Source organism: uncultured Litoreibacter sp. (assembly GCF_947501785.1).
In the GTDB taxonomy this organism is placed as follows: Bacteria; Pseudomonadota; Alphaproteobacteria; order Rhodobacterales; family Rhodobacteraceae; genus Litoreibacter.
The window spans coordinates 1,265,525-1,291,503 of sequence record NZ_CANMXB010000001.1 but is presented as its reverse complement, the minus strand read 5'-3'; the positions used below and the strand labels follow the sequence as shown (position 1 = coordinate 1,291,503).

Annotated in this window: 27 protein-coding genes and 1 pseudogene; 20 read left to right on the top strand and 8 right to left on the bottom strand. The window is 57.9% G+C overall.

Annotated features, from left to right (window positions below; all coding sequences use genetic code 11):
- The first annotated feature begins 317 nt into the window (after positions 1-317).
- The 6 genes from Q0899_RS06340 (at position 318) to Q0899_RS06315 (ending at position 6,493) form a co-directional block, all read left to right on the top strand.
- Positions 318-1,511, top strand: coding sequence for a hypothetical protein (locus Q0899_RS06340; protein ID WP_298290016.1), 1,194 nt, complete (start codon positions 318-320; stop codon positions 1,509-1,511).
- Positions 1,512-1,578: 67 nt separating this feature from the next.
- Positions 1,579-2,520: a hypothetical protein gene (locus tag Q0899_RS06335; RefSeq protein WP_299191622.1), complete on the top strand. Its 942-nt coding sequence runs from the start codon at positions 1,579-1,581 to the stop codon at positions 2,518-2,520.
- Between the two features lie 99 nt (positions 2,521-2,619).
- Positions 2,620-3,318 (top strand): class I SAM-dependent methyltransferase, encoded by a 699-nt coding sequence (locus Q0899_RS06330; protein WP_299191620.1) that lies wholly within the window; start codon positions 2,620-2,622, stop codon positions 3,316-3,318.
- A 70-nt stretch (positions 3,319-3,388) separates the two neighbouring features.
- Entirely contained in the window at positions 3,389-4,324 is a 936-nt protein-coding gene (locus Q0899_RS06325) for a hypothetical protein (RefSeq protein ID WP_299191618.1), read from the top strand.
- Positions 4,321-5,214 carry a GNAT family N-acetyltransferase gene (locus tag Q0899_RS06320; RefSeq protein ID WP_299191616.1) on the top strand — a complete coding sequence of 298 codons (894 nt, stop codon included), beginning with the start codon at positions 4,321-4,323 and terminating at the stop codon, positions 5,212-5,214. Before Q0899_RS06325 ends, Q0899_RS06320 begins: the two co-directional genes overlap by 4 nt.
- Positions 5,215-5,272: 58 nt before the next feature.
- Positions 5,273-6,493 (top strand): DegT/DnrJ/EryC1/StrS aminotransferase family protein, encoded by a 1,221-nt coding sequence (locus Q0899_RS06315; protein ID WP_299191614.1) that lies wholly within the window; start codon positions 5,273-5,275, stop codon positions 6,491-6,493.
- 9 nt (positions 6,494-6,502) lie between these two features.
- Here Q0899_RS06315 and Q0899_RS06310 read toward each other — a convergent pair whose 3' ends face one another.
- Both Q0899_RS06310 and Q0899_RS06305 read right to left on the bottom strand, forming a co-directional pair.
- A complete protein-coding gene (locus tag Q0899_RS06310) occupies positions 6,503-7,489 on the bottom strand; it encodes a hypothetical protein (protein ID WP_299191612.1) in 987 nt (328 codons plus the stop codon).
- Positions 7,479-7,610, bottom strand: coding sequence for a hypothetical protein (locus Q0899_RS06305; RefSeq protein WP_299191610.1), 132 nt, complete (start codon positions 7,608-7,610; stop codon positions 7,479-7,481). The genes Q0899_RS06310 and Q0899_RS06305 overlap by 11 nt, the downstream gene beginning before the upstream one ends.
- Positions 7,611-8,175: 565 nt before the next feature.
- Between Q0899_RS06305 and Q0899_RS06300 the strand changes: the two genes are divergently transcribed.
- From Q0899_RS06300 to Q0899_RS06285, 4 genes are all read left to right on the top strand, one after another.
- Complete coding sequence (locus tag Q0899_RS06300) at positions 8,176-8,532, top strand: nuclear transport factor 2 family protein (RefSeq protein WP_299191608.1); 357 nt, start codon at positions 8,176-8,178, stop codon at positions 8,530-8,532.
- A gap of 39 nt (positions 8,533-8,571) precedes the next feature.
- A complete protein-coding gene (locus tag Q0899_RS06295) occupies positions 8,572-8,928 on the top strand; it encodes a metalloregulator ArsR/SmtB family transcription factor (RefSeq protein WP_298290042.1) in 357 nt (118 codons plus the stop codon).
- Complete coding sequence (locus Q0899_RS06290) at positions 8,925-9,395, top strand: SRPBCC domain-containing protein (RefSeq protein ID WP_299191606.1); 471 nt, start codon at positions 8,925-8,927, stop codon at positions 9,393-9,395. The genes Q0899_RS06295 and Q0899_RS06290 overlap by 4 nt, the downstream gene beginning before the upstream one ends.
- A gap of 190 nt (positions 9,396-9,585) precedes the next feature.
- Positions 9,586-10,032 (top strand): GNAT family N-acetyltransferase, encoded by a 447-nt coding sequence (locus Q0899_RS06285; protein ID WP_299191604.1) that lies wholly within the window; start codon positions 9,586-9,588, stop codon positions 10,030-10,032.
- Between the two features lie 199 nt (positions 10,033-10,231).
- On the opposite strand, the gene Q0899_RS19385 is transcribed toward Q0899_RS06285, so the two are convergent.
- Complete coding sequence (locus tag Q0899_RS19385) at positions 10,232-10,540, bottom strand: LysR substrate-binding domain-containing protein (protein ID WP_366942098.1); 309 nt, start codon at positions 10,538-10,540, stop codon at positions 10,232-10,234.
- 229 nt (positions 10,541-10,769) lie between these two features.
- Here Q0899_RS19385 and Q0899_RS06280 point away from each other — a divergent pair, with 229 nt between their 5' ends.
- From Q0899_RS06280 to Q0899_RS06270, 4 genes and pseudogenes are all read left to right on the top strand, one after another.
- On the top strand, positions 10,770-11,699 hold the full coding sequence (locus Q0899_RS06280) for a LysR family transcriptional regulator (protein ID WP_366942097.1): 930 nt from the start codon (positions 10,770-10,772) through the stop codon (positions 11,697-11,699).
- Between the two features lie 55 nt (positions 11,700-11,754).
- Positions 11,755-12,456 carry a DUF1499 domain-containing protein gene (locus tag Q0899_RS06275; protein WP_299191602.1) on the top strand — a complete coding sequence of 234 codons (702 nt, stop codon included), beginning with the start codon at positions 11,755-11,757 and terminating at the stop codon, positions 12,454-12,456.
- A 34-nt stretch (positions 12,457-12,490) separates the two neighbouring features.
- Positions 12,491-12,664, top strand: a pseudogene (locus Q0899_RS19380) (alcohol dehydrogenase catalytic domain-containing protein); the annotation flags it as partial.
- Between the two features lie 433 nt (positions 12,665-13,097).
- Positions 13,098-14,087 (top strand): Fe-Mn family superoxide dismutase, encoded by a 990-nt coding sequence (locus Q0899_RS06270; RefSeq protein ID WP_299191600.1) that lies wholly within the window; start codon positions 13,098-13,100, stop codon positions 14,085-14,087.
- Between the two features lie 12 nt (positions 14,088-14,099).
- Here Q0899_RS06270 and Q0899_RS06265 read toward each other — a convergent pair whose 3' ends face one another.
- The 5 genes from Q0899_RS06265 to Q0899_RS06245 form a co-directional block, all read right to left on the bottom strand.
- Entirely contained in the window at positions 14,100-14,456 is a 357-nt protein-coding gene (locus Q0899_RS06265) for a hypothetical protein (RefSeq protein ID WP_299191598.1), read from the bottom strand.
- A gap of 231 nt (positions 14,457-14,687) precedes the next feature.
- On the bottom strand, positions 14,688-15,455 hold the full coding sequence (locus Q0899_RS06260; RefSeq protein ID WP_298290064.1) for a GntR family transcriptional regulator: 768 nt from the start codon (positions 15,453-15,455) through the stop codon (positions 14,688-14,690).
- 78 nt (positions 15,456-15,533) lie between these two features.
- Complete coding sequence (locus tag Q0899_RS06255) at positions 15,534-16,292, bottom strand: ABC transporter ATP-binding protein (protein WP_299191596.1); 759 nt, start codon at positions 16,290-16,292, stop codon at positions 15,534-15,536.
- Positions 16,289-17,026: an ABC transporter permease gene (locus tag Q0899_RS06250; protein ID WP_299191594.1), complete on the bottom strand. Its 738-nt coding sequence runs from the start codon at positions 17,024-17,026 to the stop codon at positions 16,289-16,291. The genes Q0899_RS06255 and Q0899_RS06250 overlap by 4 nt, the downstream gene beginning before the upstream one ends.
- Positions 17,027-17,071: 45 nt before the next feature.
- Positions 17,072-18,106, bottom strand: coding sequence for an ABC transporter substrate-binding protein (locus Q0899_RS06245; protein ID WP_298290070.1), 1,035 nt, complete (start codon positions 18,104-18,106; stop codon positions 17,072-17,074).
- 196 nt (positions 18,107-18,302) lie between these two features.
- On the opposite strand from Q0899_RS06245, the gene Q0899_RS06240 reads away from it, so the two are divergent.
- From Q0899_RS06240 to Q0899_RS06215, 6 genes are read left to right on the top strand one after another with little or no spacing between them, the layout of a single operon-like run.
- On the top strand, positions 18,303-19,841 hold the full coding sequence (locus Q0899_RS06240) for a sulfatase (RefSeq protein WP_299191592.1): 1,539 nt from the start codon (positions 18,303-18,305) through the stop codon (positions 19,839-19,841).
- A gap of 4 nt (positions 19,842-19,845) precedes the next feature.
- Positions 19,846-20,499 (top strand): class II aldolase/adducin family protein, encoded by a 654-nt coding sequence (locus Q0899_RS06235; RefSeq protein ID WP_299191590.1) that lies wholly within the window; start codon positions 19,846-19,848, stop codon positions 20,497-20,499.
- Positions 20,496-21,452, top strand: coding sequence for a carbohydrate kinase family protein (locus tag Q0899_RS06230; protein WP_299191588.1), 957 nt, complete (start codon positions 20,496-20,498; stop codon positions 21,450-21,452). Before Q0899_RS06235 ends, Q0899_RS06230 begins: the two co-directional genes overlap by 4 nt.
- Positions 21,449-22,204, top strand: a complete 756-nt coding sequence (locus Q0899_RS06225) for an SDR family NAD(P)-dependent oxidoreductase (RefSeq protein ID WP_298356875.1) — start codon at positions 21,449-21,451, stop codon at positions 22,202-22,204. The genes Q0899_RS06230 and Q0899_RS06225 overlap by 4 nt, the downstream gene beginning before the upstream one ends.
- The gene (locus Q0899_RS06220; RefSeq protein WP_299191586.1) at positions 22,180-23,610 is read left to right on the top strand and encodes an NAD(P)-binding domain-containing protein; all 1,431 of its coding nucleotides are present in this window, start codon (positions 22,180-22,182) and stop codon (positions 23,608-23,610) included. The genes Q0899_RS06225 and Q0899_RS06220 overlap by 25 nt, the downstream gene beginning before the upstream one ends.
- Entirely contained in the window at positions 23,603-25,954 is a 2,352-nt protein-coding gene (locus tag Q0899_RS06215; RefSeq protein ID WP_299191584.1) for a molybdopterin-dependent oxidoreductase, read from the top strand. The genes Q0899_RS06220 and Q0899_RS06215 overlap by 8 nt, the downstream gene beginning before the upstream one ends.
- Positions 25,955-25,979: the final 25 nt, after the last annotated feature.

Sequence of the window (25,979 nt, the reverse complement as noted above, 5' to 3'; positions counted from 1 at the left end):
TTCAATACTCATTGTCTAGTGAACGCTGGCACTGCCGGGTGAGGTACCGATTTGTTTGTTGAGAAGACTCTGACCCGGCCCGATGTTGTTTCAACTGCACCGCCCCAGAGGCGACCCCCCGTATTGGCTGACTTGAATGCGCCGTCTTGCACGCGCGCGGCGTCGATCTGTGCGGCCGCCGACCAAATCCCGGCCGGGGGGCGTGCCCGCACCCCCAAGCCACACCCTGAAGCGCATCAGTCGTTTTCCGAACACGGCGCTTTGCATCGCATACCGCAGAACCTTTCGTTCTGGCGCGTTTTTGAAAGGACTTTCTGATGAACCGACTTGTCTTAACTCTGGCAACCGCCGTGATGGCCACACCTCTGGCAGCCCAGAATCTTACTGGAAACGATCTCACCCTCAGTGGAGAGATCACCCAGAACGGGGCGGGGACAAACTTCTTTGACGCCAATGTCAATGCTATCGCAGGCCGCGCCTGTATCGGCCCAGTCTGCACCGGCACGGAGACCATTGTACAAGACCCCCTGCGGCTGAAATGGTCCGAGCCCGACATCCTGTTTGAAGACAGTTCCACCGCAACGGGCATTTCCAGCAACGATTGGCGGCTGCTCATCAATGACGTGACCGTCAGCAAGTTCGCCGTGCAAGACGTTGACGGAAACACCATTCCTTTCACCATCGAAGCGACGGCCCCAGACAACAGCCTGTTTGTGGAAGACTCCGGGGATATTGGCATCGGCACAAGCATTCCCACGGGCCGCATTCATGTCGAGGATGACTTCCGTGCAGATATCCGTCTGCACCGCAACACCTCTGGTGGGCGGACTCGCTCGGATTGGGAAATGGTATCCGACAGCAACGGCTATTACGTGAATGACCTAGTGAACGCTCAGGTGCCCTTCCGCATCGAAAACAATGCGCCGGTGAATGCCTTGCGGATCGGGGCGGGCACGGGGAATGTGGGGTTGGGCATTGCAAGCGCCGACGCTCCGCTGCACGTGGCGCGCAATGACGGCACAGCCCGTCTGATTGTCGAGAACGGCGGCGTCTCTCCCTCCGCGGTGCGCGAGATGTTCAAGATGTCAAATAACGGCGGCTCCTTTTTCACGCTGGAAAACTCGCAGGCGAACACGGAATGGTTCTTTGTCCATGAAAACGCCTCTCCGAACCGGTTCATCATCACCGATGGGGTGGCGGATGGGCCGGAAATGACCCTGACAGCGGACGGCAACCTGACCATCGAAGGGCAACTCTTCACCGCCGGGTCCTGCACGGCGGGTTGCGACCGGGTTTTTGACACGGACTATCCGCTGCCCACGATTGCAGAACAGGCGGCAATGATGCGCAAGCTCAAGCATCTGCCAAACGTTGGCCCCACGCCAGAGAGTGGGCCTTTCAACATCACCGCCATGACCGGTGGGATGCTCAACGAGCTGGAGAAAGCGCACCTATATATTGCGCAGCTCGAAGAGCGGCTTGCCGCTGTCGAGGTGCAATTGAAGGATTAGCGCGGCGCTTGACAAGGAGGGGCCACGCCGCACACATGGCGCGTCCTTCCTCGTTGCGGAGTGCCGCGTGAAAACCATCTATCTGCACATTGGCCGAGGCAAAACCGGCACCACGGCGCTGCAACATTTTCTCTCGACCAATCGCGAGGCCTTGTTGGCCGGTGGCATGGATTATCTGCTGACCGGCGACGCGGGGCAGGGGCATCAGGCCTTTGCCAAGAGCTTTATCGCAGACCCACCGGGCTACATGGAGATGCCGGACGATCTGGCGGAATTGCGTCGGCGCACAGGGCAGGAAATCTGCGACAGCGCAGCTTTTGCCGTTCTGCTCAGCTCGGAGAACTTTCCGCTTGCCGATATTCGAGCCCTTGCGAAGTGGCTTGACGATCTGCCCATCGAGACGTGTACCAAGGTCATCTTCTTCGCCCGCTCTCAAGATGAAGTGGCAGAATCCGAATACAACCAGATGGTCAAGCTGAAGGGCGAAACCCGCCCCTTTGCCGTCTATGCTGAGGCGCTGGAGGGGGCGGACTACGCGGCCGAATGTGACGCTTGGGCTGCGGTGTTTGGCGACGATGCCATCATAGCGCGGGTCTACGACGCGGCGCGAGACACGATCGAAGCGGATTTTTTGAACTGCCTGCCCTTGTCTGCGGACACGATCAACGCCCTCAGCATGGCCCGCAAGAACGCCCCGATGACCGTTGCCAACAGGTCGCTTGGCGCGCGCGCCTTGCAGGTGTTGCTGATGCTCAACGCGATCACTTTCGAGGACCGCAAGGCGCTACAAAGCAATCTGCTGGCGGCCCTTGGTCCCGAAGATATTCCGGCAGTCTTGATGGATGCACCCACCGCCGCGCAATACCGCGCCACATTTGCAGCCAGCAACGCCCAGTTTTTGTGCCGCTATCTGGGGCGTGAGGGAAGCGATCTGGGCGGGCGTCGTTTTGATGATGCAACACGCGATCGCCTGCACGCAGAGGTGCGCGCGCTGACCTTCCTGGTTTGACCGCCGCGCCTGTCCAAGGCCTTGCGAGGCTGGTCATCGGCACCGCACTGCCGTATGCCGGAAGAGCAGGGCCCGCAGGGTAAAGACCGAGATCACGCAATGGATTTGAAAGCCTATTACGATGCACGGGTGGCACAATTCGGCCCGGAACAGCACCTGGAACAGGTAGGTCATACCGTCAACGGTGCTCCTATACCGCGCGCTCATCTGGACGCGCTGCTCGCACAGATTGCGTCATTGCTGGCACTTGGGTCACAGGACTCTCTGTTGGATTTGTGCTGTGGCAACGGGGTGCTGACCAGCGCGCTCGCCCCCCGGGTGCGGTTGGTTTGCGGGGCGGATCTGTCGGACTGCATGATTTCTGTGGCCCAGAGCGCGCATTCCGCGCCTAACCTGCGCTATTTTTCCATGGACGCCCGTAACGCCGCTCACCTGCAAGACAGCGCAGAGGCTCCCTTTGACAAAGTCCTGCTCTATGGAGCGTGGCAGCATTTCGATGCTCAAACGGGCCGCGAAGTGCTGAACGGTCTGGCCAGGATCACAGCGCCTCAGGCTCGCATTCTGTTAGGTTTCGTGCCTGATCTTGCGCTCAAGGATCGCTTCCTTGACACCCCCGCCCGACGCGCGGCCCATGCGGCCCATGTGGCGTCGGGCACTGACATGATGGGCACCTGGTGGAACCGTGACACCCTCCGCGCGCTTAGCGAAGAACTCGGCTTCACCTGTAGCTTCAGCGATCTGCCTGCTGACCTGGATGCTGCGCGGTATCGGTTCAATGCCCTGCTCTGCCGTCCCTGAGCGCGCCATAGGCGGCGTCTTTGAGGCGCAGCCTGCGGGGGCGCCTGTACCGGGCAGCCTTTGGGCTACCATGACCGCCGGGGCCGCGTCGGTGTTGACCTTCCGCAACGCCCGTTCGGCCTTTGCCCATGTGCTGCGCAGCCTTGCACCACGCCGGGTGTTCTTGCCGGCCTATTGCTGCACCGACATGCGCGCGGCTGTAGCGGCGGTGAGCCAAGCGCCGGTGTTCTACCACAGCGATGTTGATCTTTGCCCGGATATTGGCGCGTTGGAACGTGCCCTGCGCCCTGGCGACTTGGTGTTGGGGATCAATCACTTTGGCCGCCCCGCGCAGGATCTGGCAGCCTTGGCGCGCGCGCGCAGCGATGTGATCTGGGTCGAGGATTGCGCGCAAAGCCTTGCAGGTAGCGGCTGGGCCGACCTGCGGATCTTCAGCCCGCGCAAATGGCTTGGCGTGGCGGATGGCGGCGTGCTGATCGACACGCAAGGGACGCTGCCACACCCGTACCAACGCCCTGCCGCGAGCGCCGCATTGCGCCATGCTGGGCTGCTGCGGCGACACGATCAGGCGGATCGCGACAATGCCCGCTGGTTTGCCGCCTTTCGCAGGGCCGAGGCGCACATGCAGGTCAGCGATTACGCGATGAGCGCTGACACATTACACATCCTCCAAGCGACTGCTTTCGCCCCGCTCGCTAACGCGCGCCGTGCCAATTATGCGCAGTTGTATGCGGCGTTGGGAGACTCGGCGCTCTGGTCTGATCCTGCGCCGGAATGGGTGCCCCTTGGCTTTGCGTTGCGCTGCGCGGATGCGGGTGCGCTCGCAGCGCGACTGGCCCGGCACCGCATCTTTGCGCCGCGCCATTGGCAAACACTGGCGAGCGACGCGCCTTCGCAAACGGAACGCATGCTATCCGGCAGCCTGCTGACGCTGCCCTGTGACCAACGTTACGGCAGCCGCGACATGGACCGCGTGATCGCCGCCGTTTCAGAGGCAATGGCATGACGCATCCCTACAACACGTTGACATATGGGCAAACTCTGGCGGGAACAGGGCAGGTGGTGATGTCCGAAACCCTGGGCGTCCCCCTGCATCTGCGCACAATCCCCGGCTGCGTGGAACTGGACGCTGCAGGGCTTTACCCGCTCTCCCCCAAGTTGCGCACCGTCACCCGCGACGCGGTGCGCGCGGAGCTGCGCGCGCTTGGTGCGATCAGTCTGGTGCTGGTCAGCGACCCGGCCAGCACACCGGTGCCGCCAGACTGTTTTGATCTCGTGCGCCCCTATAAGGACCACCACGTGATCGAAGGGCGGCGGACGCAGCCCCCCTACAGCAAGCACCACCGCGCGGAGCTGCGCCGGGCCGAGCGGCGCTGCGAGGCGCGTGAGATCGAGCTGGCGGATCATCTGCAGGACTTTACCCGGTTGTATGAAGTGCTGATCGCGCGCCATGCGCTGGGGGAAACTCACCGTTTTGAGGCGGCGCATTTTGCCCATCTGGCCGCACATCCAGAAGACTTCCCGGCTTTCGGAGCGTTTGCGGAAGGGCGTCTGGTCTCGGCCCATATCTGGGCGCGACATTGGCGTTTCGCCCATAGCCATCTGGCCGCTTCGGATGCGGAGGGCTACGAGGCAGGGGCGGCCTATGCCGTGAATGATGTGGCGATCCGCACCTTTGCGGGTAGCACCCTGATCAATCTTGGCGGTGTGGCGGATGACAGCGCGGGCGACGGGCTGGCGCGGTTCAAGGCGGGGTTTGCGAATGCGACCCGCCGTGCGTATCTGTGCGGCTTGGTCGCGGATCAAGAGGCTTACAACAGGCTGAGCGCGCCTCTGGCCGCTCTCGGCCCGTCCGAATACTTCCCGCGCTACCGTCAACCGCGCTCGACGCATTGAGCCTTGGGCCTAAACATGGCATGACGTGCTGACCGCCGCGCAAAGGCACACCCCGAGAATGACTGACACCGCTCCTCACAAACGCAAGGCTCTGCAGACCCCTGCTGATCTTGCTTTGCTGGGCGCGCCGCCTTTGTTTGCCGTTCCGCGCCATGTGAACCGACCCCATGTCCCGGATAAGGCCGCCTTCGACGCGCGCATCAACGCCGCGTGGGAACGCCGCTGGTTCACCAATGACGGCCCCCTCGTGAAGGAACTGGAGCAGCGCCTATGTGACTACCTAGACGTGCCGCACTGTGTGCTGATGTCCAACGCCACGGCTGCCCTTGATCTGACAATGAAGGCTCTTGGCGTCAAAGGGGAGGTGATCCTGCCCGCCTACACCTTCATCTCGACAGCCAACATATTGCACATCGCGGGGCTGACCCCGGTGTTTTGCGATGTGGACGCCTCGATGGCGCTGGACCAGGCGGCCTGTGCCGCGCGCATCGGGCCGCGGACAGGGGCGGTGGTCGCCACACACGTCTGGGGCAGCCCTTGCGACATAGACGCGCTGCAGGAGGTCTGCGACGCGCATGACATTCCGCTTTTGTTTGATGCAGCCCATGCCTTTGGCGCGCGCCATAAGGCTCACCGGCTGGGGCGATTTGGGCGGGCGGAGGTCTTTAGCCTGCATGCCACCAAAGCCTTTCACACATGTGAGGGTGGGCTGGTAACAACCTGCGACAGCACGCTGGCCAAAACACTGCGACGTATGCGCAACTTCGGCTTCGACCCCATGGGCGCGGTTGAGTGCGCGGGCCTCAACGCGAAGATGTCGGAGATGCACGCGGCAATGGGGCTGGGCAATCTGGATCAGATCAACGCCACCCGGGCCCTGGCCCAGGACGTGCACCGGGCCTATGCGCGCGGACTTGCGGACCTGCCGGGTTTCATTCTGAAGCTGCCCCCTGCGGCGGAGGAGAACAACCATCACTACGTTGTGGGACGCATCAACGCAGCGGAGTTCGGCATGGATCGTGACAGGTTGCATGCTGTGCTGGTCGCAGAAAACGTGCTGGCCCGACGGTACTTCCGTCCGGGCGGGCACCGCTGTCCTCCTTACATTGCGCAGACCAAGGCGGCGGGGTTGGAACTGCCGCAGACCGATGCGCTTTGCAATGATGTGCTGGTCCTGCCGGGCGGCGCGGCCGCCGATCCTGCGGATGTAGCGCTGATCTGCGCCCTGATCCGCTTTGCTCATGACAACGCTGCTGCCATTGCGCCCCCACAGGGCTAAGCGCCGATCCTATTGCTTGCGCCAGAACTGATAGCGTGCCGTACGCCGTTTGATCCGCGACCCCATCCCGGTGCCGGGGCGCTCGAACGGGTAAACCCCTTTGGTGATCTCATGGACATGGCGCTGGAACACGGCATTCGAGCCTTCGAGATCGTCTTCGAGGAACTCCGCGAACGCTCGGATGTCGGAAAAGATGTGATCCCGGCGAAACGGCTTTTCACGCAGGTAGTGCAAAAAGACCACCTGCGCGAGTTCGTTGGCTTGAAGCCTGTCTGCTCTGACATCATTGGGGAAGTTGTAGCGCATAGGTAGAGCATCGACAGGTAAACCAAGGTCAAAACAGGTTAGCGCCAACGACACCTGGGGTGCCCACCATTCTCCAAGCAGCGGGCTGACCTTGGGCCGCAGTTCCTTGTCCCGGTCGTTGAAGGCCTTGAGCTGAGCGGGCGGACCGGCAAACATGCCAAGGTTGATATAGAACGGGGCATCTGTCGGTGCGCCGGGATCAAGCAGCGTGTAGCTGAATGGCCGTGAAATATCGCGGCCCAGCACCGCATGCGCTATCTCGGGCCAGTCAATATCTGGTTGGGGTGCCCGTCCTTCCCAGGGAAAATGAAGATGCGCAATCACGCCTCCGAGAGCATTGGCCTGCTTGAGCTGGGCCGCCAACGGGGTGACCGGACGCAGCACCGCTACATCCGCATCACAGATGAAAGACACATCCGCGTCGGGGTCGAGCAGTTCAAAACGCATGTTGTGCTGTTTGGCATGTCCGGGATTATCTGCACCCGGTTCATGCGCCCAATGTACCTCGATCCGCTCAAAGAAGGGCTGCCATGCATTTGGTATCTCCGCCACTTCGTGATCACCAAAGACACAGACCAGCCGCGCTGCCGCCTCATCACCCCCTAGGGCATCAAGACAGAGCCGGAAGAACGCCATCTGCGAAAAAAAACCTTCCGTGGGGCTGCCACACAGCAGAAACTCAAGCTTCATGGGGAGGGCGATACTCCTTCGCGGCATCATCCGCCTTGATAGGCTGAACGATCAGCGCATTCACTGTCGGTTTGATGGCCCCTTTTTCAAACGACGGGGAAGGGCATTCGGGCAGTGCCATGGGTCGTATCCTTACGGCTCCGTTCGCATGCGCAACGCGGAAAATCAAAAGACTATCACCAAGCAGAATCATGCGCAATGTGATGGTGTTGATATCTGTACTGGCACCCCATTTGCTTGGGCGCGGGCCCGCGTGACCGGCACTTACTTGGTCTGGAGTCCATCATACCCAGCACCCCGCCAGACCGACCATAGGGGCATGTGACCTAACCCTCAAACTGGTGCTGTTGGGTTGGATTTTAGAATGGACAAAGGATGGTACGCAGGCCGCATTCAGACGAAACTGTATCGAAGCTACTGCGGAAGATTTACTGAAGCTGGCGACCGGTTCGGATATAGCATCGGCGACAACGTGCGAGTTCCACTAGCTCCGCATTTGGGCCGGTACCTAAAGGCCGGTTTGAGCGGCCTCATCGCAGCGTGTCATTCATGACGTGGATGGCGACTTGTGGGCAAATTGACGATCATGAGGGGCAGTGAGGTCTTGTCTAATAGTGTGGCTTGATTTATTTCGCTAAATAGCGAATATATTGCTATATAGCGAATCGTTAATCGGGAACGCCCCAATGACCCCATCTCAAAAAGCAGCACTTGATCAATTCTATGCCGGCGCCACGGCGCAGGACGCCTCGATGATCCGCCATCTGCTGACCGATGACTTCACCTTCAAAGCCCCGATGATGAGCTTTGATGAACCGGACGCCTACGTCGCCCATCTGGTCGGCTTTTGCGGCTATGCGAAGGGCTCGCGTTACATCGCCCAAGGCGATAACGTCGTTCACATCTTCACGCTGGTTGCCATGATGCCGGATGGAGAGAAGGAAATGGACATGTGTGATGTCTTCACCTTCAGGGGCGACAAGATCGTGCGGCAGGAACTCTATACCGACTCCAGACAATTCCCGGAAGAAGAAGCGGCCTAACCTTCTACTATTCCAATCCCGCAGCCAATGAGAATGTAGATGCAAGAGATTACCCCAGACTTGGTACGCACCTTTTCAGCCCTTAGCGATCCTGTGCGGATGGCAACGCTGGCCAGGCTGGCCGAAGGCCCGGCAACGGTAGGCGAGTTGGCCGAGCCGTTCGCTCTGTCCCCGGCGGGGTTCTCAAAACATCTGTCCGTTCTTCAAACGGCGGGATTGGTTTCGAAGAAGCTGGATGGACGCAAGCACATTTGCAGTTTGGAGGTGGAGCCACTCCACGCCGCATTCGATTGGCTGTCCTTCTATCGGCAATTCTGGTCAGACAATCTGGACCGGCTGGGAGAATTTCTTGAGCGAAGCAAGGCCAACGATCACGGGAAGAAAACAGGCAAATGACCGATGCTCACAGCGTCTTGCAGACACGTATCCTGAACGCCTCACCGGAGGAGGTCTGGGATGCGTGGACCAAGGCCGACCTCATGACACAATGGTTCTGTCCCTTGGGCATGAAAGCCGTTGAAGCCGAGACCAATCTGAAAATTGGCGGCGCATTTCGCATCGTCATGGACGCGAGTGATGCTCCGTTGAGGCCTCCCCCTGACATGGGAAATTTTCTGACCGCCTATGGCAGGTATCAGCGCATCGAACCGCCAAGGGAGCTGGTCTTTTCCTGGGCCTGGGAGGGGCGGGATGAGACGAGCCGCGTGACGATCACGCTCGCACCCAGAGGCGACAAGACAGTGCTGGTACTGGAACATGATGGGCTGATGGATGAGGCGAGCCGGATTTTCCATGAGGATGGGTGGGCGCCGACGCTGGAGAACCTATCGCAGTATCTGAGCGTCAGAGACGCTTGGGGATAGGTTCGCTCTTCAATTGTCGGACCGACAATGCTAGAGCACACGGACATTTCGGAGATTTTATGTCCCTGTAACGCGGATGGCCCAAAGGCCATCAAAAACCAGCACGAAAGCAAGCCGCTCAGCGGCCCGATTTGTGTGACTTCTCAACATAGATGACAACATGCCCCGACCTTAGGTCGGTGGCTGGGATATGAAAGTACCAAAACCAATGATCAGACAATATCAACCTGAAGATACCGACGCCGTGATCGCCGTATGGCAGAGGGCCAATGCCTATGCCCATCCGTTTCTGCCTGAGGACTTTGTTGTGCAAGGCACCAATGACATGCGTAACATTTACCTACCAAATGCTGAGACCTGGGTGCTTGAGCATGACGGGGCACTCGCTGGCTTCATTTCAATGGTCGGAACCGAGATCGGAGGCTTGTTCCTTGATCCGAGTTTGCATGGCAAAGGTTATGGTCGAGCGATGACAGATCATGTCGCCAAATCGCATGGCCCGCTGACTGTCGAAGTTTTCGAGCAAAACGCCGTGGGTCGACCGTTCTATGATCGTTATGGTTTCGTAGAAACCGGTCGATATGAACACGAGCCCACAGGCGAAGTGGTCATCAAGATGGCACTGAAGGCGTCATAGTGATGCAGCGGAGGCGACCCGTGGGTCGCCTCCCATTTCACAAAGCGTCGTCCCTGATAGTGAAGCGTTAGAGGACATTCGCAATACAGGGGCACTGGTCCGGTTCGTCCCGCGTTGCGACTTTCCGGGCCACTCTCGGCTGTGTCAAACGAGCAAGCGTCCGCGCTGACCCCATCCATACGACATCTGCGAGCGGCCGCTAACTTCGGCTTTGTTGTTCGATCTGTGGCGCAATGGACGCGCCTAGTGCATCCATTAAGGCCCGAACACGTGCGGTTTTCCTCAAGTCGGAATGCGTTACCATCCAGAGGTCAGTTTCGATCTCTGGCAGGTCAGCGCTTACACCAACCTGAGCGGAGGCGGCGTCACCAAGAGACCTCGGAAGAACACAAAGATCCTGACCGGCCTGCGCAGTGGCGTACATGCCCAGCACGCTATCTACTTCGTGCTTGCAGCGTGTATCGAGGTCCCGCTTTGACATCCAGGACTTCACCTCTGGATAGACCATGGCCTCATCCGCACCTATCCAGTTTCAATCCGCAAAACGGAGCCCCGTTCGGTCATCTGGCAAAATGTGTTTTGCTCCGTAGACGGCGAACTGTAGCGTCGCGACCTTTCTGCCAAAGAGTGTCATAGCCGACATTGCCCCGGGTTGCTTGGGCGGCAGAAAAGCCCTGCGTCGCAGTCATCAGTATCGATATTAACCTATTCGTTTTTCGACAGCATACTGTGCATAGGTGTTGGTTTTTGATGCAAGAAAGCATGGTATATCGAAGCTCATGAATTGGAACTCCATATCATTCGACTGGAACCAAGCCCGGTCATTCCTTGCGGTTGCGGAAGAACGGTCTCTCTCCGCGGCTGCCGAAGTTCTGGGCGTTACACAGCCGACAATCACGCGACAGATTGCGGCTCTGGAGAAGGATTTAGAAGTCACCCTGTTTGAACGTAGTGGGCGGTCAGTGTCCCTGACACCGATTGGTTTGAACCTTCTCGATCACGTTCGGATCATGGCCGACGGCGCAAATTTGATGTCACTGACGGCCTCCGGCCAATCCCAAGCCATCGAAGGTCTGGTCCGCATATCTGCCACGGAAGTGACCGCATCCTACGTGTTGCCGCCAATGCTTGATCAACTCATGGCGATTGCACCACAGCTTGAGCTGGATATCCTAGCGGACAACCAACTCAGCGACCTTCTGGTTCGTGAGGCTGACATCGCTATTCGCCATGTGCGGCCTGATCAACCGCACCTCATCGCGAAACTTGTGTGCGAAGATCCAGCCCGCTTCTACGCCGTCGCCAAATACGTGGAATGTTACGGTCAGCCCAAGCTGGACGAAGACCATTCACAGCACCAGTTTGTCAGCTTTGGTGATGTTGAGGGCATGCTTGAGCACCTTCTAAAACTCGGGCTCGTGCTGACAAAGAAAAATTTCAAATACGTTTCACGATCTCAAATCGTGGAGTGGGAAATTGCGCGCCAGGGACATGGCATTGCGATTATGACGGACCGTATCGCGGCAAAGTTCCCGGAATTCGAACCTGTGCTGACCGAAATTGAGCCCTTCTCAATACCAACCTGGCTGGTCGCACACCGTGAGCTGCACACCAGTCGCCGGATCAGGCTGGTGTTCGACCTGTTGACGAACTGCCTGTCCGAATAACCGTGGTGCATGGTTTCGCAGCACCACATATTTTTTCTTGCCAGAGAGGCGGATCATGCTTTTTCCTGCTTTGTTGCCCTATCTCATAATCGGCTGCGGCCTCATATTGGGACGGGTAGGCCTGCGCCCCGCGATGTTAGCTTGGGGGATCTGCATGATTGGTGCTCTTAGCGGGCTCGTCATTGCTGTCACGATCTTGGTGATTGGACCGGCGCATTCGTGGTTCCTTGCGGCTGTATCAGCTCTTCCATTTGTCACCGCTTGCATGATGGTGATCAAAGACTTGCGCCATCCACGCATTAACGACGTCGCCACTGATCTCGACAATCCAATTGCATTTGGCGCAGCGCTGCGTGCCCGTGCCAACGAAAATCGGGACATGACCTATCCCGAACACTTCAAGTCACGAGCTCGCAGTGCCTATCCGAGTGTGCGGCCGCTCATTCTGGACGAACCTGCTAACCAGGTCTTCGAGCGGGTCTGTCATCTTGCTGAAAGTCAACCTGGTTGGCGGATCACTCGCCAAGATAACGACAGCAAGACCGTTGAGGCGGAGGCTACGACTGCGCAACTGCGCTTTGTGGATGACGTCATCGTGCGAGTCACAAGTCAAGGCGGCAAATCCCGGGTCGATATGCGGTCCAAGTCGCGTGAAGGACTTGTGGACGCCGGAAAGAACGCACAGCGGATTGAGATGTTTTTGAAGCAGGTACCGCGGGGCGCGGCCGTCGGGAGCCCGCAAAGCCCAGACTGCTAAGCCGCCGGCTTTTTTAGGCTTCCCAAAGACCCCATATACGCCAGGCGAAGATGTGGTCGGCATTGTGGACGCCGTGGAACAGGACGTGACCAAACTTCAAGTCGGCGAACGCGTGGCTGGCTGGTCATTCGGGCAGGGCAGTGGATATTCTCAAACGATCACTCGGCCCGCTAACCACGTGTCCGTATTCCGACCAAGGCGGGTTTGACACCATCCGAGATACTTTTTAACAATGAAGATATGGGGCCCGCAAGAACCCCGTGAGGCGCCAGCCCTATCTTGCATCCTTCCAGTTCTATGATTTTCGCATGGAGGATGCTTTTTGGCGTCACATACAAAATTCTCGGCAACGACTGTGACGCTTGCGGCAGGCACACCGGATTGTCCCGTCTTTCCTGATATGCTTCGCGACGACGACTTCTACAATGATCGAAAGTCGATACCTGGTGCGTATCGCACCGCCAATCTGAAAGTTTCTGTTCCAGCGGAATTTCACGGAGAAATCCAAAATGGCCGCGAAGATGCTGGCCATTCCGATCTTGCTTGCCTCGGCAGTATTGGGGCGCTCGCGTGGCGACTGGTCCCATGACGAGGCGTCACCTAACTCTCATCGAACCACCGACTTCAGAAAGGGAACTCCCATGACCGATGCTTCGAACCCTTCACGCCAAGAGCCCATTGATCACTTAGTCAAAGGCATCCCATTCAAAGCACATAAAATCTCCGGCTTCACTCCGGAAATGCTGGAGCGGTATTACGAGAAGGACTATGGCGGCACGATCCGGGCGTTGAGTGAAATCGACACGAAAATAGCCGCGCTCCGGCATTCGGGCTCACCCAAGTCTGAGCTGGCCTCTTACGTCCGTCAGCAGGCCGCACTTGCCGATCTTGTTGTGCTTCAAGAACTGTTTTTGGCCGGTTTGGCGGAAGATGGCGGCGCAGACATCGATGACGGCGATCTGAAGAAAGCGATCTGCGAAACCTATGGTGATGTGGCGGGTTGGCAGGCGGAGTTCGCAATGATGGCGGTCTCGCAAAGTGACAGGTCAGGATGGGTGGCACTTGCGTGGTGCGCGCGGTTTGACCGCCTGCAAATCGTTGCATCCGAAGATGGTCGGTTGGTACTCGGCAGTTCGGTTCCGATACTGGCGTTGGATTTGCGCGAACAGGTCTATGCCGCGGACTTCGACGGCGATCAGCTCGCCTATGTGAAGACGTATTTGAACAATATCCACTGGGACCGCGTCGCAGAAGCGCTCCAACATGCCAAAGGCGCTACGCACCACGAAACGAAACCGTCAGAAAGCTCTGAACTGATATCTGTCGCCGAGCTCAAAAGCATGATGCAAAGAGACGAGGACGCCCCCCTTGTTCTTGACGTGCGCCACGACGATGATTGTGAGCGGTATACGTCGCGGATCAGCGACACGGCCTGGCGAGATTCATTCAAAGTCGCCGAATGGGTCAATGAAATGCCAAAGGACAAGCCCGTTATCGTCTATTGCATGTATGGGTTCTGGGTCAGCCAGAAAGTGGCGCAGGAACTGCGTGCCGCCGGGGTTGACGCACGTAGTCTCGAAGGTGGCGTAACCGCGTGGCGCGCCATGGGCTTTCCTTCGACGGAATACTGAGCGCCGCGGTGGTCAGAATGCCGTTGTGTCGCGGTATTCTTCCAAAAAGCGTCTCTTCAACGCTTCATATTCTCCTTCCGCAATCCCGGAGCGCACTTCATCTTGTTCCGCTGATAGGTCTTCGTAGTTGATTGGATGTTCGAATTGGGGGGCGGTGAAATCGATCGTTTCGCCTCGAACACTGTTGTAGAAATGAAGGCCGCCTTGCACCGGGGTCGCTAATATTCTGCCGCCAAAGAGCTCACTCACCAAAAGCGCCGTCACATTACACTGACCGGCGGCCGGGTTTTCGGCCGTCCATTGGCCCGCACTTTCGAGCGACCAGGCTCGCATCAGCGCGTCCTGAACAGATCTTTTTTCGTAGTTCATGTTACGAAGCTACGATAGGGGAGGGCCATTTCAAAGGCTGTCATTGGATGAGCCAAAAGAGTGGGCGGCTATGTCCGAAAGGCGCAGACTACCTGCCCTGAGCCCAACTTGGTCGACGCTGAGGTCTGCACGAACGACCCGTGCGGATGGGTCCTGCATAGCAAGACATCATTTGAAACTATAGGAGCGTTTGTAAGATCCAGTCGCGTTTCCGGCCCGATTGCGCAGCATTTAGTCGGCTACTGAAATTCTGATTCTAGCAGCACCTGTGTCGTAATATGCCTGATAATATTCGAGGCGCTCGCCATTTTGATCGTAGCCTATGGATTCAATATGGATCAGAGGCTTTGGGTCGTTCAACTCCATCCGCTCGCAGATCAGAGCATTTGGCATATGCGCATCCAACCAACGATCAGCACGGACCACTTTCAGGCCATAGAGCTGTTTGATTGCAGCAAGAATTGAGCGGTTCTTGATGTCTTTATGCGCGAAGCCCGGGAGTTTCGCCGCCGGAAAACTGATAACCGAATGGGTGATCGGCATGCCATCCACCCGAAACAGGCGCGTAATTCGGACGACGTCGTCATCGGGGCCTAGCAGCAACCCCTGTTGTTCTTCCGGGTCAGCTTTTTCGGTCGTGAAGGCGAATGTCTTCGTGTCAATTGAGGCTCCGCGCGCCATCATATCTTCGAACAGCGAGACGTTGGACGTGACAAACCCGCTTTCTTTTGGCCTTTCGCACACGAACATGCCTTTGCGGGGCAACTTCACCACAAGCCCCTTTGACGCAAGTGCAGAAATGGCATGGCGGACAACGGCCTTCGATACTCCAAACAGATCACACAATAGCGGTTCAGATGGGATGCGGCTGCCGACAGCCAGCTTGTCGCTCAAAATCAGGTTTTCGAGGTGTTGGTAGAGCTGTTCCCATAGCGGCAATGATGCCGTGCGCGACAGAACAACATGCTGTGACTGCCTTTGAAAAATCTCGAAGGCCATTCCTTCGACGGCCTGAAAACTGGGGCGCCCAGCCGTTCGTTTCTTGGTGTTGGAAGTATTCAAGGCCTTTGAAGTCCTCTAGTGGTCGAGCATTTTCCAGAGCTTGCGCTTGATATCCAGAAACTCTGATGTAAGGCGCATATCGTCACTGCGCGGGCGGGGCAGGCTGACATCCTCGATATGGCTTATCCGCCCGGGACGCGCCGACATAACAACAATCTGATCTGACAGGAAGATGGCCTCTTCAAGATCGTGAGTGACAAAGATGATGGTCTTTTGTGTCTCTTTCCAAGTGGCCAGAAGATCGGATTGCAGTCTTTCCTTGGTTTGCGCATCCAAGGCGCCGAAAGGTTCATCCATCAGCAGCACATCCGGGTCATTTGCGTAGACACGTCCGATATCGACGCGTTTGCGCATGCCGCCGGAAAGTTCGCGTGGCCACCGGTCCTCAAATCCTTTCAGGCCCACAGCCTCGACCCATTTGGCTTCAGCCGCTATCTGATCCGCCTTGGACGCCCCATGGATACGCGGCCCGTAGGAGATATTCTTGGCGACTGTCATCCAAGGGAAGACCGCGTCTTGCTGAAAGACCATGCCGCGCTTTCGGTCCGTTCCTTTGATGACTTGCCCGTCCAGTGTCATTTCGCCATCCGTCGGGTCGAACAGCCCTGCCATCATTTTCAGCAAGGTGGACTTGCCGCATCCAGACGTGCCGACGATGGATGTAAAGCTGCCGGCCGGAAAGGTCAGGTTGATCCCTTCCAGCACGGTCAGCGCCTCAGGTGTGCCTTTTGCAAAGGTATGGGTCAGGTTGTCGACAATGATTTCAGACATCATTCACGCGCCTCCGACCAAACCATCAGGCGTTTTTGGATCGCGCGGAATGTGCGGTCCATGATGAAGGCACAGGCTCCGATAATGACGATGATCATCATCACCTGATCGGTCAGGAAATACCTGCGGCCTTCCTGAAGCATGTAGCCCAGCCCGCTGGGTGCTGCTATCAGTTCTGCGGCGACCAGTGTTGTCCACGCGGCAGCCAAAGCGATGCGGTATCCCGTGATGATAAAGGGCGTGGCAGCCGGAATGGCGACGGTGCGAAACACCTGGAACCGCGAGGCCCCCATGGTAGACGCCGCGTCCACGTAGACTTGCGGGACGTTCTTCATGCCTGCGATGACATTCACCACGCAGACCATGAAACAGGCGATGGAAATGAGCAGCACCCGGCTGAACTCTTCGATTCCGAACCAGATGATGATGATCGGGATGTAGGCCAGCGGCGGTATAGGGCGGATCGCCTCGATCAAGGGATCGATCAGATACTCCACAGTTTTGTACCAGCCGACCAGACAGCCAATGATCAGGGCGCAGGTCGTGCCGATGAAAAACCCAAGGAAAATGCGGTAGAGACTGGCGCCCAATGCGGCTTGTAGTGAGCCCGCTTCGATATTGGTGAAAAAGCTGGCGATGATGTCGGGAATTGGGGGCAGAAGTGCAGGGTTGTTGTCCGGCTGCATCGTGATCAGCTGATAGGCGCCCAACACCAGCGTGATTGAAAGGGCGCCCAATGCAAAGCGCCCTGACAAGATGCGTTTAATTGCGTCCATCACAAACTAGATTTTCGCGACGATCTGGTCTGACACAAGCGCGTCGAGATCCGGCACGCCTCCGATCCGTTCGTTCGCGACGAGGAAGTCGGACTGCACCTGAAGCGCGCTATTGAGGATACCGCGGGCGTAGACGTCTTTGATCTCGGCCTTGTCGAAGTAGAAGTAGCCGTTCAGCAAAGGTTCGACATCTGCCGCCGTGACGCCGGCGCGGCCCATGCCGGTTTGCCATTCGATCATCCGCTCGACCACTGCCGCGTTGTCATCGCGCAGCATCGGCACGGCCTTGTCGTGGAACGCGCGAACGATTTCCACGTATGCGTCCTCATGAGCGTCGATGCTTTCTTGCGTCGACATGAAGACGTCCATGATGGATGGGCGCGCATCGATTGGCATGGCCGAGCCGTCGGCCAAAAGCGACGCGTCGGGAAGGGCATCGTAGATGAGTTTGCGCGAGGTCGCCAAAGGCACCGTCGCATCCACAGCACCCGCGATAAAGGCGGATTGGCCATCGATGGGTTCCATGTTCACACGTGTCAGAGGCATGTCGCTGAGCCCCTCATTGGCGAGTGCTACGCCAAGGAAGAAGTCAAAGTTCGAGCCGGAGGTGACGGCGATCTTCTTGCCTTCAAGGTCGGCCAGCGAACTCATTCCGGGTTTGCCGACGATCTGGAACAGGCCGGACGCGTCGCCGCAGATCGAGATTTCGCGGAAGTTTGCGACCTTGCGGAACATCGCTGCCAATGGGGGGACCGAGCCCACCGTGATCGTGTCAACCGATCCGCCAACCATGGCCTCGATCGCAGGAGGGCCCGACGGGAAAACGCTGAACTCCATCTCGACACCGGGCGCAAATCCTTGGTCTTGGATCAGCCAGTACAGGCCAAACGAGTATGCGGGAATGATGCCGACTTTGAGCTTCTCATTCGCTGCGTGGGCCTTGCCGACGAAGAATGTCGGTGCGGCCAGTGCGGCGCCTGCCGCCAAGCCTCCGCGCAATACGGTGCGCCTACTTGTGTAGCTGTTTTTTGAGTTCGCCATGATAATTTTCTCCCAGATGCTGTTCCGATTTAACAGGCTTGCAGTCGCCATCGGTTAATGCCTTTATGATTATGATCAGAAATGAGGTTCGTCAACTTTTCAAATTTATTATTGAGTTGAACCATAACATTCTGATTATAATCATTATGGCGTATTGCGCTGATGCCAGAGCTTTTGCTTGATTGGGGAGGACACCATGAACATCATTCTCGTCTTGGTTGACAGCCTCAACAAAGAGGCCTTGAAGATCTACAATTCTGACACCGTGTGCCGCACGCCGAACCTGGACGCCTTCGCTGATAAGTCGCTGGTATTCGACAATCATTTCATCTCGAGCTTGCCGTGCATGCCCGCCAGACGTGAAATTTTTGCCGGGCGCAAAGAGTTCATGTGGCGCCCATGGGGCCCGCTTGAAGTATTTGATCCCAAGCTGCCGCGCGAGGTGCAGAAGCAAGGCTACAACACCGGCATGGTCACCGATCACTACCATTATTGGGAAGAGACGGCGAATGGCTACATGCAAGGCTTCATGACGCTTGAGATGATTCGCGGGCATGAGACCGATTACCACCAACTGCCTCATGACGGAGACGTGCCCAAATGGGTCGAAAAGATGAGTGAGTATCGCTCACCTTATCATATGCGCCAATATTGGGAGAACGTGAAGGATTTTGGCGGCGAAGAGGATTACTTCCCGGCCAAGACGTTCACAGCGGCTTCAAACTGGCTACGAAAAAACGCCGGCCGTGGGCCGTTTTTCTTGCAAGTCGAGAGCTTTGACGTCCACGAGCCGTTCCATGTGCCCGCCCCCTACGACACGATGTATACGGACGATCTGAAGGGGGATGCGGGCGACTACAACATCTGGCCGCCGTATCAGGTCTATGCCGATCTTGATGCTTTTATGGCGCAGACAACGCCGGATGAACTGGCCTATCTGAAAGCTCAGTACTACGGCAAGACCACCATGGTGGATAAATGGTTCGGCCACTTGCTCGACACGATTGGGGATCTCGATTTGTGGGATGACACGATGGTCATCTTCACAACGGATCACGGGCATGATCTTGGTGAGCGCGGAGCCTTTGGCAAGCAATACCCGCATTACGACAGCCACGCGAATATTCCGATGGTCGTCTGGCATCCCGGTCGCAAAGGAGAAGGGGGGCGCTCAGCCGCGCTGACCCAGACTGTTGATCTGTTTTCGACGGTCATCGACGCCTCCGGTGGCACGCCGCCAGACGAAACGCGCCATTCCGTCAGCTTGATGCCGTTGATCTCAAAAGGCGAAGCGCCGCATGCAGACATCACCTACGGAACGTTCGGGCAGGGTGTTTGCATCACGGATGGGGAGTGGACGCTGTTTAAATCACCTGTCGATGGTCATGACTTGTTCAGCTATTCTACGATGATCGCGCGGCCGTTGCTGGTGGATAATCCGGTTGATGGGCGTGTGGGGAGCGCCCCGGCGCAGCCTGTGGATCAGGCGCAGTTCGATCCGTCGGTGCCCTATCCAATGTGGAAAATGCCGATCCAAGTTGACCCACGCACTTACGAAAACTTCTTGTTCCACAGGGGGCAGGACCCGGATCAGCGCGACAACCTATGGGACAGTCACCCAAGCGAACGGGACCGGATGGTCGCCTTGTTACTTCAACGCTTGCAAGAAGAAGGCTGCCCGCCTGAACAGCTTGAACGGTTGGGGCTCAACGCTGCCAACATCGCGGCCGAGTAGCGCCATGACGACCGGCGAAGAACATGACAAAAGACAGGCAATCATTGACCATTGCCTCAAGCTGAACAACTCTGGATTGAATCAGGGCACGTCTGGCAATGTCTCTATCCGGCATGGTGACGGCCTGCTGATTTCGCCAACATCGACGCCCTATGCGGACCTGACACCCGACAAAATTGCCTACGTACATATGGACGGGCGCGCGGAAGGGCCCATAGCGCCGTCGTCCGAGTGGCGGTTCCATCGAGATGTTCTTGCGGCGCGATCTGATGTCGGGGCAATCGTCCATGCGCATCCGACCTATTGCACGATTTTGGCAATCCATGGGCGGGAGATACCACCGATCCACTACATGATCGCGATTTTCGGCGGGCCAAACATTCGGGTGGCGCCCTATGCTATCTTTGGCAGTCAGGAGCTTTCTGATCATGCGGTGACCGCTCTCGAGGGGCGTCACGCTTGCCTCTTGGATCACCATGGCTCCATCGCTGTGGGTACGTCGATTGAACAGGCCTTTTGGCGCGCGGAAGAGTTAGAGACGTTGGCCCGGCAATATCACGGCGCACTGCTTTTGGGGGAGCCGCCGCTTTTGACTGAACAGCAAATAGAAGACGTGATGAACAAGATAGCGGGCTACGGCTTGACGGAGGCGGAATGACGGCGTGCGACCTGAGTGCCGTGGGCTTTGTCGTGCTGGACACGCTTTGCGCCCATGCGGATGCGATGCCGCCGCGCGGCGGGGCGACGTTTGTGGATCAGATGACGATGACCGTCGCGGGAACGGCTGGGGCAACCGCGCTGGACTGCGCGATGCTTGGGCTGAATGTGAAGGTCGCAACCGAGTTGGGCGAAGATCCCATGGGCGACTGGTTGGCTTCTGCCATGACCGATGCCGGGATCGACCTCTCTCTGGTCAATCGAAATGCCCAAGTGCAGACGCCCATGTCGATGCTGCCAATTGCGCCAGACGGCGCGCGGTCAGCTTTCTTTGTGCCGGGCACGTCCAACACTTTCACGTTGGACGACGCGGGGATCGAAGCGGCCTGCGATGCGCGGATCGTACATCTGGGCGGGACAGGGCTTCTGGCCGCTTTTGATGGCGCACGGTCCCTTGCGCTTTTGAAGCGGGCCAAAGAACTGGGCCGGACGACCGTCTTTGACCTGATCCTTGCCAATGACAAGACCATAGCGCTGGTTGAACCTTTGCTGCCTTACATCGACTATTTCGTCCCCTCTATCGAGGAGGCGCGGACCATGGCGGGGGGCGGCACTCCGGCGCAGGTGGCTGCATGGTTCAAAGCGCGCGGCGTACAGAATGCGCTGATCACGCTTGAGGGCGATGGTGTTTGGGTCGACCCCGCCGTTGGCGACGCTTTTCAGCTTCCGGCGCATAAGATCGACGTTGTCGACACCACTGGGTGCGGCGACAGCTTTTCCGCCGGCGTGATCGTGGGCCTGTCGAAAGGTTGGGACCTCGCTAAAACGGCGCGGTTTGCCAATACGGTGGCTGCGCATGTGGCGTGCGGGCTCGGCTCCCAGGGCATTCTGCGCGACTTTGATCAGACATATGCGGCCATGGAAAGCTGGCCGGTTAAGGAGCTAAACTCATGATCCTCAAAGACAAAACGGTTCTTGTCACCGGCGCATCACGGGGCATCGGCGCGGCACTGGCCAAAGGGATGGCAGAGGCGGGCGCGGATATCGTGATCACGGATTTGGAGCATGAAGCAAATGCCATGGCTGCCGTCGCGGGACAGGTTGAAGCCGCAGGCCGCCGCGCGATGTGCATCCCGATTGACGTCACCAACAAGGCCCGTGTCGAAGAAGTCGTTGCAGAAGCAACCGCCGAGATGGGCCAGATTGATGTCTTGGTGAATAACGCGGGCGTTTTGAAGCTCAGCCGTCTGGATGCTCTGGACGAGGCGACGTGGGATCAGCATTTCGATGTGAACGCCAAGGGCATCATGCTGTGCACCAATGCCATCCTGCCCCAAATGAAAGAGCGGGGGACAGGTCGTATCGTCAACATCGCCTCGCTTGCCGGGCGCCAAGGGATCGAACAGCAAGGCCACTACGCCGCGACAAAGGCGACGGCGATCACATTGACACGGGTCTATGCGCAAGAACTTGGCAACCAGGGCATCTACGTCAATGCGCTGTGCCCGGGGATCATCATGACGGAGATGGGCCAGAACAATCTGCAAAAGCAGGAAGACCGCGACTATTGGGCAGGCGCAACCGCGCTACGTCGTCTTGGTGAACCAGAGGACATTGTGGGGCCCGCCGTCTTCTTCGCCTCTGATCTGTCGGGCTTTGTGACCGGCCAAGCGCTCAATGTGTGCGGCGGTCTCTACTTCCATTGAGCCGCGAGGTCATCATCATCGGCGCGGGCCCATCTGGTTTAGCTGCCGCACGCTGGCTTTTGTCGCGCGGGTTTTCACCACGGATTTACGAGGCACATTCACAGGTCGGCGGGCAGTGGTCATGGACAAATCCGCGAAGCGGCGTTTGGCCCCAGATGGTCAGCAATACATACCGGGACGCAACCCGGTTCTCTGATTTGAATTTCCCAGATCGCACCCCGATCTTTCCGCATAACTCCGTAGTGCGGGACTATTTCGAGAGCTTCGCCAACAAGTTCGGGATTTTGGATCTTATCCAGTTTGGAACCAGCCTAAGACAGCTCCGACGCGGTGACACGGGGTGGGAGCTAGAGCTTGATCGCGATGGTACCCAACTCACCGACACCGCGCCCTATGTTGTCGTCGCAACCGGCAGGTTCAACGCACCCGTTATTCCCGACATTCCGGGGGCCGAAAATATGTCAGGTGAATTGGGTCTGATCCACGCTTTCAATTACAAGTCGCCGAAGGCGTACCAGGACAAGCGCGTTGCCGTTCTGGGCGGGTCGATATCCTCACTCGAAATCGCCTCGGATCTGTCGATGCTTGGCGCGGCCTCTGTGCATCTTTGCCAGCGGCGTCAGCGCTATGTGAACCCGAAGATGTTTCTGGGCGTTCCGATCGAATACCGGCTGTTTACTTACGAGCGGGGCCGCTTGGCCTTGGATGACCCCGACGCGCTCATGCGCGATAGCGAAGCCAAGGTGATGGAGCATGCAGGTGATCCCAGCAATTACGGCACGCCAAAGCCGCACTCCGATTTTGCCAAGGCAGGCGCAACCGGGTCGCAGCACTATTTGAACCTCGTGGCCGAAGGGCGCGTGCACCCGTTGCCATGGCCCAAAGAAATAGACGGGACATCCATCAGGTTTGCCGATGACCGCGCTATCGAGGTGGATGGCATCATTGCCGGAACCGGATACCAACTGAGCTTGCCGTTCCTGCCCTCAGACATCGCGGCCACTCTTAACCTTTCAGACACATCGATTGATCTGGACAGCTTCACCTTTCACCCCGACCTGCCGGGGCTGGCATTTATGGGGCTTTGGTCCCAAGCGGGAAGCTATCCGACCCCCATTGAACAACAAGCTCGGTTCCTCGCCTACACTTGGTCAGGGCAGATACCGCGACCTGTAGACACAATGCGCGAAGGACTTCTAGATTGCGTCCGGGAGGGTCATCAAACGATGCCGCATTCTCAGGCCGAAATGGCCCTGCGCTTTGCGCGGCTTTGCGGAACCGACCCATTGGGTGAGACGGACGGATGGGAGGCTGAGCATATCAAGGCCAGCCCGACGACCAGCATGCTGTACCGGCGGGTTGGCCCTGACCGCATTGAGCCCGCAGAGAGGATGAATGATGGCTGAGCGCACCTATTTGACGACCAACCACTGGGGCACCTACCGCGCGGTTGTCGAAGACGGCAAGCTTGTCGAGATGCGTGCGTTTGAGGAAGACAAGGACCCCTCCCCAATCGGGCAGGGCATCCTCGATGCGCTCAACGCACCTAGCCGCATCACATCACCAATGGTGCGCGAAAGCTGGCTACGTGATGGTCCTGGCGCACAGACCGATTTGCGCGGGAAGGACCGCTTTGTCGCGCTGGATTGGTCCGAGGTGGAAGAGCTGGTGGCGCGTGAGATCACGCGCGTGCGCGACACGCATGGCTCAAACGCCATTTATGCGGGGTCTTATGGATGGGCCAGTGCCGGGCGGTTTCACCATGCGCAAAGCCAGCTCAAGCGGTTTCTGAATTGTACGGGTGGGTTTACCAGTTCCAAGTTCACCTATTCCTTTGCGGCCGCTGAGGCGATGATCCCGCATGTGCTCGGGTCTTACCGCGAGTTTCTGAACACGACCAATAGCTGGAGCGCGATTGCAGATCATGGCCAGCTGGTCGTGGCGTTTGGCGGCATCCCAATCAAGAACAGTCAGATTGATGCAGGTGGCATGGGGGTCCACAGTCAGCGCGCGGGCATTGAACAGGCAGTCGCAGCGGGCGTTGAGTTCGTCAATATTTCCCCGTTGAAGGGCGACGTGATCCCTGAGACAAACGCGGAATGGCTGCCCGTAAGGCCCAATAGCGACGTTGCTTTGATGTTGGCTTTGGCCCACACGATTTACACTGAAAAGCTTCATGCGCAGGCGTTTCTGGATCGCTATTGCGTGGGGTTCGAGCGCTTTGCGAACTACCTGACGGGTGCCAAGGATAGCATTGCGAAAGACGCCGACTGGGCGGCTTCGCTGACCGAAATCCCGGCTGACACGATCCGGGCATTGGCGCGGCGTATGGCGCGCAGCAAGACTGTGATCTCGGTTGCCTGGTCCCTGACCCGGCAAGACCATGGCGAGCAGCCGTTTTGGATGGCGATCACTCTGGCGGCGATGCTGGGTCAGATCGGAATGCCCGGAGGTGGATTTGCCTTCGGCTTTGCTGCGACCAATAGCATTGGCGGGGATTATCCATTGCTCAAGGGCGGCTCCCTTCCGCAGGGTCAGAATGGCGTGACGGACTACATTCCTGTTGCGCGCATAACCGACCTTTTGCTGGGTGCTGGAAAGACCGTTGAATTTGACGGGCACAGCCTGACCTATCCCGACATAAAGCTTGTGTGGTGGGCAGGTGGTAACCCGTATCACCACCATCAGGACCTTAATGCTTTGGCAAAGGCGTGGGAAAAGCCTGACACGGTCATTTGCAATGACTGGTGCTGGACCCCCACGGCGAAGCGCGCAGATATTGTTCTGCCATGCACCACACATGTCGAGCGCGACGATATCAGCATGTCCCAGCGCGACCCCTATGTGATCCGGGTGGAACAGGCGGTGCCGCCTCCGGCGGATGTTCGAAACGACTATGACATCTTCACCGGCATCGCGCGTCAGATGGGTCTGGAGACACAATTTACCGAAGACAAAACAGCCGATGACTGGATCCGCGAAATCTATGGCAAGACGGCCTTTTCTGCCGGCAAAGTCGGCGACCTTGCGTCCACCGAAGTCGATCAGGCCAAGTCAGATCAGCCTAAGTTGAACTTACCGGATTGGGAGGCGTTTTGTGCCAAAGGCTGGCTTAAAGTGGAAACCAATGACCCACCGCGCGTGATGCTGCAGAGATTTGTAGATGATCCAGAGAGCAACCCGCTGAACACCCCAAGTGGAAAGATCGAAATTTTCTCGGAAACTGTCGCGGGCTTTGGGTATCGCGATTGCTTTGGGCATCCCGCGTGGTTTGACCCCTATGAGTGGCTTGGAAATGCGACGGGCGAAGACTTGCACCTGATTTCCAATCAGCCAAGCACAAAGCTGCACTCGCAATTGGATCAGGGTGCGATCAGTCTTGCAGGAAAAATAGACGGCCGCGAACCCGTCCTCATCAACCCGCAAGACGCCAAACGCCGTGCCATTGCCCACGGAGGTTTGGTCCGGTTGTTCAACGCGCGAGGTGCCTGTTTGGCTGTCGCCCAGGTTTCAGATGATGTGCGCGACGGGGTCGTTCAAATGGCGACCGGCGCTTGGTGGGATCCCGATGAAACCGGCATGTGTCGCCATGGAAACCCGAATGCTTTGACCCGCGACAAGGGGACATCTGATCTGGGGCAGGGGCCGACAGCGCATACCTGCCTCGTGAAAATTGAGCGGTTTGACCGCCCCGCGCCGGCGGTTCGTGCCTTTGATCCGCCAGAAATCATTGACGGGCGACAGAGCTAGTTCTGACAATCAGAGCGTTCAGCAT